Genomic DNA, 2,906 nt, shown 5'->3' with positions numbered 1-2,906 from the left:
GTTTGCTGGCCTCGCCCGCCCGCCTGCACATCGTGTGGGCCCTCGGGCAGCGCGAGAGCGACGTGAGCAGTCTGGCCGAGCGGGTGGGCGGCACGCTGCCCGCGGTGAGCCAGCACCTGACCAAGTTGAAGCTGGCGGGCCTGGTGCGCTCGCGGCGTGAAGGACGGCACGTGGTGTATCTGGTCGACAGCCCGGACGTGGTCACGATGGTGCAGTGGCTGATCGATCGGCTGGCCGATCGTGCCGCGGACACGCCGTCTTCGGGGCGCATGCGTGGCCTGGGCGCCTGAGTTCGTCCCCGAGGGCGACGACGGCACCGCTGCGGCGAGCGCGCCGGCCCCGGGTACCTCGGCGCGCGAGGTCCCCGAACGCCCGTCGGCCCGACACGTCGCCAAGCTCACCGGGCTCGAAGTGCTCCGCACCCTGGACAGCGGTCCGAGAGGACTCGTCGAGGCCGAGGCGGACGCGAGACTGGGCACGTACGGCGAGAACGTGCCGCCGAACCGGCGGCCGCTGTCCTGGCCGCGGCGGATGGTGGGCAGCCTGCGCGATCCGTTCACGGCGGTGCTGTCGTGCCTGGCCGTCGTGTCGGCCGTGGTGGCCGCCTGGCACACCGCGGCCGTCATCACCGTACTGGTCGCGGTCAGCTGTGCGCTGCGCACGAGCGGGGAGTATCGGGCCCAGCGCTCGACGGCGGCGCTGCGGGTGCTGGTCGCCGGCACCGCGACGGTACGGCGGCGGCCCGACGAGGACTCGGGGCCGGTCACCCGGGAGATACCCGTGGACCAGCTCGTGCCGGGCGACGTGGTCCGGCTCGGGCCCGGCGACCTGGTGCCCGCCGACGTACGGTTGCTGCGCGCCGACGGGCTCAGCGCCTACCAGGCCGCACTGACCGGCGAATCCGTGCCGGTGGCCAAGTACGTCGTGGACTCGCCCACCGATCCGGGGCCCGCCCTCTTCGAGCAACCACACCTGTGTTTCCAGGGGAGCAGTGTCGCCTCCGGCAGCGCCACCGCAGTCGTGGTCGCCACCGGCGCGGACACCGGCTTCGCCGGGGCGTACGGCGGGAGCGGCCGAAAAGGGGCGGGGCACGAGACGGCCTTCGACCGATCGGTGCGCGGGATCTCGTGGACGCTGATCCGGTTCATGCTGCTCACGCCTCCGCTGGTGTTGATGGCCAACGCGGCTCTGCGGGGGAAGGGCTTGGAGACCTGCCGTTCGCGGTCGCCGTGGCGGTGGCGCTGACCCCGGAGATGCTGCCCGTCATCGTCACCACGGCGTTGGCGCGCGGCGCGTCCTCGCTCGCCCGGGACGACAACGTCATCGTCAAGCGGTTGCCCGCGCTCCACGACCTCGGCGCGATCGACGTCCTGTGTACGGACAAGACGGGGACGCTCACCCAGGACCGACCGGTGCTGCACTGCCACCTGGACCCCGACGGCCGCTCGGACCCGCGGGTACTGCGGTGGGCGGCGCTCAACGCGTGGTGGACGCTCCACCTCGCCGAACTGCCGGTGCCGGATCCTCTCGACGAGGCGATCCTGGACGCGGTCGCGGAGGACGCGGGTACGCCGGACACGCGTACGCCTGACACGCGTACGACGGACACGCGTACGACGGACACGGGTACGACGGGCGCCAGTACGACCGACGCGGGCGCGGAGTACGGGGGCGCGGAAGGTGAAGGTGGGCCGGACCTCGACGCGTACGAGGGCATCGCCGCGCTGCCGATCGATGCCAAGCGCCGCCTGTCGACGGCGGTGGTCGCGGAGTCGGGGAGCCGCCCGGGCGGCCGTCCCGGGCCCCATGTCCTGGTCGTCAAGGGAGCCCCCGAGGAGGTGCTCGCCCGGTGCGCTCGGGTGCGGACCCCGGAAGCGGACGCCGACCTCGACGACGAGGGCCGAGTCCGGCTGACCGGTGTCGCCCGCGACCTGGCCGAGGACGGGCTGCGGGTGTTGGGCGTAGCTCTGGTCGAGCGCCGTCCCGGGTTCGGTGCGAACACCTACACCTACACCACCGCCGACGAACGCGGCCTGACCTTCGTCGGCTTCGTGGGTCTGCGCGACGCGGCGGCCGACACCGCGGTCGCGGCGCTCGCGGCACTGGCCCGGCACGACGTCGCGGTCAAGGTGCTCACCGGCGACCATCCGGGGACCGCCGCCCGGGCCTGTCGGGACATCGGGCTGCCCCCCGGCACGGTGGTCACCGCGGATCACCTCGACGACCTCTCCGACCCCGAACTGACCGAGCTGGTCCGGACGGCCACCGTGTTCGCCCGGTGCCGACCGGAACACAAGGCGCGCATCGTCGACACGCTGCGGGCAAACGGACACGTCGTGGGCTTTCTCGGCGACGGGGTCAACGACCTGCCCGCCCTGGAGGCGGCCGACGTGGGCATCTGCCCCCGCGACGCCGTCGACGTCGTGCGTGAGGCGGCCGATGTGGTCCTGGCCGAGAAGGGCCTCACCGCCATCGACGCCGCGATCGGTGTCGGCCGGCGTACCGGCGGCAACATCGCCACCTACCTGCGGATCACGCTCTCGTCCAACCTGGGCAACGTGATCGCGATGCTCGCGGCCGGTTTGCTGCTGCCGTTCCTGCCGATGTTGCCCGCGCAGGTGCTGGTACAGAACCTGTGCTTCGACGCCGCGCAACTCGCTTTCGCCTTCGATCGGCCGCGCACCGCGGACCTGGGTCGTCAGGCGGCGCTCGGGCCGCGGGACGTGCTGCGGTTCGTGACCGGCTTCGGATTGTTGAACGCGCTGGCCGACCTGGCCACCTTCGCGGTGCTCGCGTTGGTGATCCACACCTCGGGTGCCGGCGGCGGCCAGGCGCTGTTCCACGCCGGCTGGTTCACCGAGAACCTGCTCACCCAGGCCATGGTGATGGTGCTGTTGCGGGGCGGG

The 2,906-nt window shown here is 72.7% G+C and carries 3 protein-coding genes; all 3 read left to right on the top strand.

The features are described 5' to 3' along the window. The coding region (locus tag GT354_RS27615; RefSeq protein WP_161359090.1) for a metalloregulator ArsR/SmtB family transcription factor at positions 1-290 on the top strand (290 nt) is incomplete at its 5' end. Next, positions 274-1,245 carry a cation-transporting P-type ATPase gene (locus tag GT354_RS54560; protein WP_346012196.1) on the top strand — a complete coding sequence of 324 codons (972 nt, stop codon included), beginning with the start codon at positions 274-276 and terminating at the stop codon, positions 1,243-1,245. The genes GT354_RS27615 and GT354_RS54560, both read left to right, overlap by 17 nt. Beyond that, positions 1,230-2,906, top strand: a 1,677-nt coding sequence (locus GT354_RS27610) for an HAD-IC family P-type ATPase (protein WP_346012195.1), incomplete at its 3' end; no start/stop codon positions are given. The genes GT354_RS54560 and GT354_RS27610, both read left to right, overlap by 16 nt.

The sequence above is a fragment of the Streptomyces sp. SID3343 genome, assembly GCF_009865215.1.
Classification (GTDB): Bacteria; Actinomycetota; Actinomycetes; order Streptomycetales; family Streptomycetaceae; genus Embleya.
Note: the sequence above shows the minus strand (reverse complement) of the source record. Positions and strands in the feature narration are given on the sequence as shown.